Source organism: Algibacter sp. (genome assembly GCF_049667265.1).
Classification (GTDB): Bacteria; Bacteroidota; Bacteroidia; order Flavobacteriales; family Flavobacteriaceae; genus Algibacter_B.
The window spans coordinates 1-5211 of sequence record NZ_JBATHX010000239.1 but is presented as its reverse complement, the minus strand read 5'-3'; the positions used below and the strand labels follow the sequence as shown (position 1 = coordinate 5211).

4 protein-coding genes are annotated in these 5211 nt (G+C 30.6%); 1 reads left to right on the top strand and 3 read right to left on the bottom strand.

What is annotated here, in order from left to right:
• The coding region (locus WBN21_RS09040) for a hypothetical protein (protein ID WP_424199520.1) at window positions 1-228 on the top strand (228 nt) is incomplete at its 5' end.
• A gap of 641 nt (window positions 229-869) precedes the next feature.
• Here WBN21_RS09040 and WBN21_RS09035 read toward each other — a convergent pair.
• The 3 genes from WBN21_RS09035 to WBN21_RS09025 form a co-directional block, all read right to left on the bottom strand.
• The gene (locus WBN21_RS09035) at window positions 870-2783 is read right to left on the bottom strand and encodes an OmpA family protein (RefSeq protein WP_424199518.1); all 1914 of its coding nucleotides are present in this window, start codon (window positions 2781-2783) and stop codon (window positions 870-872) included.
• Between the two features lie 11 nt (window positions 2784-2794).
• Window positions 2795-3730, bottom strand: a complete 936-nt coding sequence (locus WBN21_RS09030) for a PorP/SprF family type IX secretion system membrane protein (RefSeq protein ID WP_424199516.1) — start codon at window positions 3728-3730, stop codon at window positions 2795-2797.
• A 12-nt stretch (window positions 3731-3742) separates the two neighbouring features.
• Window positions 3743-5211: gliding motility-associated C-terminal domain-containing protein (locus tag WBN21_RS09025; RefSeq protein WP_424199514.1), on the bottom strand; the 1469-nt coding region annotated here is incomplete at its 5' end.

Here is a 5211-nt window from a genome sequence, read left to right as displayed (position 1 = left end):
ATTATATTCTGGTCAGAAGACCCTTTTGATGAAACTATCGAACTTCTTAATTTAAATGAAACATCTATATTAGAATTTTCAACTGATGATTTATTCAAAGTATTATATGACTTGTTTGCACAGGGTGTTGGTAAGCTTGTTGAAGACAACCTAAATGAATTAGAAGTTCCTGAAGTGTTTTTGAGCATTAATTTAAATTCAACGCCATTTTCAGTTGCAGATTTATAGCTTCTGTTCTTTTCAACAGTTAATTCTGCACTACAATTTTGTAAGTCATTAACTGAAAATCCTTCTTTTAAAGGAAATCCGGCAACAATTAAGGTTATTATTATCGTAAATATTGTTTTCATTTTTTATATTAATAGGTTCAGTTTTATCTATTTTAAGACACCAAAACGCATAAATCGTTACAACAGTAACTATTTAGTTATGAGCATTTAACAAATCTGTTTTGAAAAAAAAAGGAGAGAAGGCATTGTTTAAAAATGCCACATTTTTATTTGAAATTAGATTTGGGGTCATAATTTTAATTTTATTCAAGTTAAAACTTGATAGGTAGTACAAAAAACAATAAAAATAATTCTTTTTTCAAAAAAACGTGTTAACTCACTTAATTATTCGATTAAATGATAGCCAATTGCCAAAAATCGATAAAATTATTTGGTTTAACGAAGGGGAATTGGTTATAACTATTTAAAAATAAAATAATTATAAAAAATTTTGATTAAACAGGGGAGAAGCTATCCATGCATAAAATAAAACTAATATTACTTTGATTTTGATTAACAAGGCCATATTTAATTTGAGTATTTGTAAACAATAAAAGCAAACCTTTTAAGTTTGCTTTTAATTATAATAAATAGTTTATTTTATTTTTTTACAATATAAAAATACGATCTTCGGTTTAATTGATGTTCCTCAGGCGTACATTTTACACCATTGGAACATTTATTCAATAGTTGACTTTCCCCGAATCCAATTGCACTTTCTATTCTCTCAGGAGAAATTCCTCTAGATAAGATATAATCTCTGGTAGATTTAGCTCTTTTATCAGATAGTTTTAAGTTAAATCTATCTCTTCCTCTACTATCAGTATGAGCTTCTATTTTAATAATCATTGTTGGATTAACTCTTAAAACGTCTACAATATTTTCTAACTCAAACCCAGAATCAGTTCTAATATTCCATTTTGCGTAATCAAAAAATATTGGTTTAATTACTATTTGATTTCCTTTAATTAAAGATTCTAGAAACAAATCATGTTCAGTAATAGTTGCATTTTCGTCGTCTGTGAAAATCTCGATTTTATCATCTGAATAAGCAATATAGCTTGCAACAACAGTATATTTTTGATTACAATTAACATTAAATTCGTATTTTCCATTTTCAGTAGTCAGAATTTCATCTATTATCTTTCCTGTTTCATTAATCAGTTTAACTTTTGTGTTACTTAAAATTTCATTGTCTTTTTTGTCTCTCGTGATTCCTTTAATTGTTTGTGAACATACTTTGGAATAAATAGTATAAATATCATCATTTCCATTCCCACCTGGTCTGTTTGAAGACAAATAACTTCTTTTGTTATCATTCGAAGAATCAATAAAAAAAGCGAAATCATCATAGCCACTATTATAGGGAGCTCCTAAGTTTTTCGGTTGTGATATACTATCTTTAATAATATTAGATTGAAAAACATCCAATAGACCAAGATTTAACCGACCATCAGAAGAAAAATAAAACGTGCTATCCCTACTAATAAAAGGAAACATTTCTCGTCCTTCAGTGTTTATTTTAGACCCTAAATTTTGAGGTTTACCAAATTTATTGTTTTCTAAAATATCAACTTCATAAATATCTGTTTGGCCATATCCGCCTTCTCTATCTGAAACAAAAAATAGTTTTTTATTGTCAGGACTTAAAGCTGGGTGACCAGTTGAGTATTTTTCATCATTTATAGGTAGTTCTATAATGTTTTCCCAACTATTTTCAACAAATGTTGCTTTATATATTTTTAGATGTGTTGTTCCTTTTTTATCAAAATCTAATTTGTTTTTTCTGGTAACGTTGTCTCTCGTAAAATACATGGTTTTTCCATCGTTAGTTATTACTACTGATGCTTCATGGTAATCCGAGTTAATTTTTGAGGCTTTTAATAAACTTATATCATCAAATTCTAAAGTATTACCTAACTCTTTTACAGCAACTTCAAATAAATCTAAAAAGGGTTCTTTGTTCCACCCATATTTTTTAGTTTCATCAAGTCCTCTCGCCGAAGCAAAAAACAACTTATCATTGTATATAAATGAACCAAAATCTGAAAATTTAGAATTAAAAGGTAAGTTTTCTATATTGATTAATAAAGCCTCGTCAATAGAGTTAAGTTCCTCATATTTCAATAAATTGTTATAGTCATAATCATTAATTCTACTATCGCTATTTTGAATTTCGATAAATTTTTTCGTCCATATATCAGCTTCGGTATAATTACCAATACTTTTTAAAGATTGAATAAATCTGTATAAATGTTCTGTGTCAATGTCATATTTGTCCACAGCTTTTTGATACCAATAAGCAGCTTTTTCCGAATTAGAATTATTATAATAACAGTCTCCTAAACGTGTTAAAATATGCTTGCTATTATCACCATTCTCCAGAGCTCTTTCATATAATTCACTAGCTTTTATATATCCGTAATTCTCAAAAAACTTATCAGCGAGTTTTTTTTGAGCGAACAGAGAATGTGCGCAAAAAACTAATATTAATATTAAAAATTTCGTTTTCATAATATTTTGTTTTAAAAGTATCTTGGTGATTTAATACGTTTGCTTTTAAATAATTCATAAATCATTAGAACTTCGTGAGTACCACTAGTATAAGCTCTTATCTCTGATATTGGATATTCATAGGCGTAACCAACTCGAAATTGTTTTGATACTTGAAAATCTGTAATAGCTCCTAACGCAGCGGCTGATTCATTAATTCTGTAAGAACCACCAATCCAGAATTTTTCATTGAATAAAAAATTAGCTGTAACATCAAAAGAAATAGGAGCTCCATTGGTTGCTTTTATTAAAAAAGCAGGTTTAAACTTTGCAGTTGCTCCTAAATCAAAAACATAACCTCCGGTTAAATAATAACTTACACGTTCTAGAGCAACATAATCAACCGCACCTTGTTTACCGTTATTATAATCTGTATTTAAAATTCTAGGTGCTGAAAGGCCAATATAATATTTATTAGAATGCAAAAACATACCTAGTCCAATATTTGGACTCCATCTATTGGAAACTTCATTGAAAAATGGGTCATTTGCTACTTCAGGATCATTCAATATTTCTTGATCCAAAGTGTATTGTGTAAATCCTCCTTTAATTCCAAAAGCAAGTCTTGAGTTTATTCCAATAGGAAGGGTATATGAGAAATCGCCATATAGATATGTGAAATTTTCATATCCCAATTGATCGTTAATAAAAGATAACCCAATACCAACTCTGTCATTTCTCAAAGGAGCATGTATTGAAAGTGTTTGTGTTGTTGGTCCGCCTTCAAGTCCAACCCATTGACTTCTGTGTAATCCCACAACACTAAACGTTTCTCTACTACCAGCATATGCAGGATTGATTGAAATAGTGTTATACATATATTGTGTAAATTGAGGTAGTTGTTGTGCCAAACTAACCCAACAATTGAACAATATAAAAATAACGATCTTAAATTTTAATAATTTCATAATTTGTTAGATTTAGTTTGACCCTACGTAAAAAGCTTTAGCCATAGGTTCTAATCCACTATTCATTAAACTGACCACATAATAATAGGTCCCAGTAGGAACTTTATCTGCATTTCCAACTGACGAAGAATGTACTTGTCCGTTCCAATCATTTTTATAATCAGAGTTTTCATAAATTTTTGCACCCCATCGATTAAATATTTTAAGATCAACTGTAAAACCACATGCATCAATTCCCGAAACTGTTAAGAATTCATTGTGCATGTCTCCATTAGGCGTAATAACTTTCGAAATTACTACATCTTCCCTTCCACAAGGATAAACCACACATTCATCATGAAGCTCAATGGTTATTTCAGTAGTATTTAAACATCCATTAGCAGACTCTGTATAACTAAATGTATAGTATCCTAAGTCAAGATTTTTAGTGTCCAGAATATTGTCATCTAATTCAGCCGAACCTTCAATTATAATCCAAGAAGAACCAGCTGTTTTATTGTTTGCTAAATAATCGTTTAGATTTATTGTACCATCACCAACACATGCTCTTTCACTTATTTGATTAACTACATTATCTAGTTTTATATTTAGTACTTGTGTAAAGATATCTTGATTATTACACTCATCAGTGACTGTCCAAGTTCTTATAATTTCGTAATCGGATAATAATTTTTCATCATAAGTATTAGTTTCTTCAAATTCAACATTTACATTAGTTGAACAATTATCAGCAAACTCTAGATTTGGGACTTCGGGTATTTCTGAACAACTTATTGTTAACTCTGTATTTAAATTTGTTAATAGTACCGGTGCAGTCGTATCAGAAACTGTAATTGTTTGAGTATATGAAATTGTAAGGCCGCTGTTATCTGTCGCAGTCCAAGTTCGCTCCAAAATATAATCAGAAGAACAAGAGCCATCTATTCTTATTTCACTAAAAGTAACTACTGCTGATCCACAATTATCGGTTGCCGTTAATGTTTCTGGGGCAGTTACATCGTTACATTCTAATGTTAGATCAGTTGGAAGTGATTCAACAAATATAGGATCAATATCATCCGTTACCGTTACTATTTGCGTACAAGTCGCTGTATTACCAGAACCATCTGTTACGGTCCAAGTCACTGTTGTTTCTCCGATTGGGAAAGACGTTGGTGCATCATTGGTTACCGTTACTACAGAACAGTTATCATTTGTTGTTGGTGCTCCAAGTGTCGCATTAGAAGCTATTGTTTCACAAGAGTTGATATCTACGTTTACAGATACATCCGCAGCACAAGTTATAAAGGTTGGGTTCTCATTATCTTCAACAGTTACCGTTTGTGTACAGGTTGCTGTATTACCAGCAGTATCTGTTACCGTCCATGTTACTGTCGTATCTCCAATAGGGAATGATCTAGGCGCATCATTAGTTACTGTAGTTGTTGAACAGTTATCATCCGTTGTAGGTGTTCCAAGCGTTACGTTCGTAGCATCTGTAG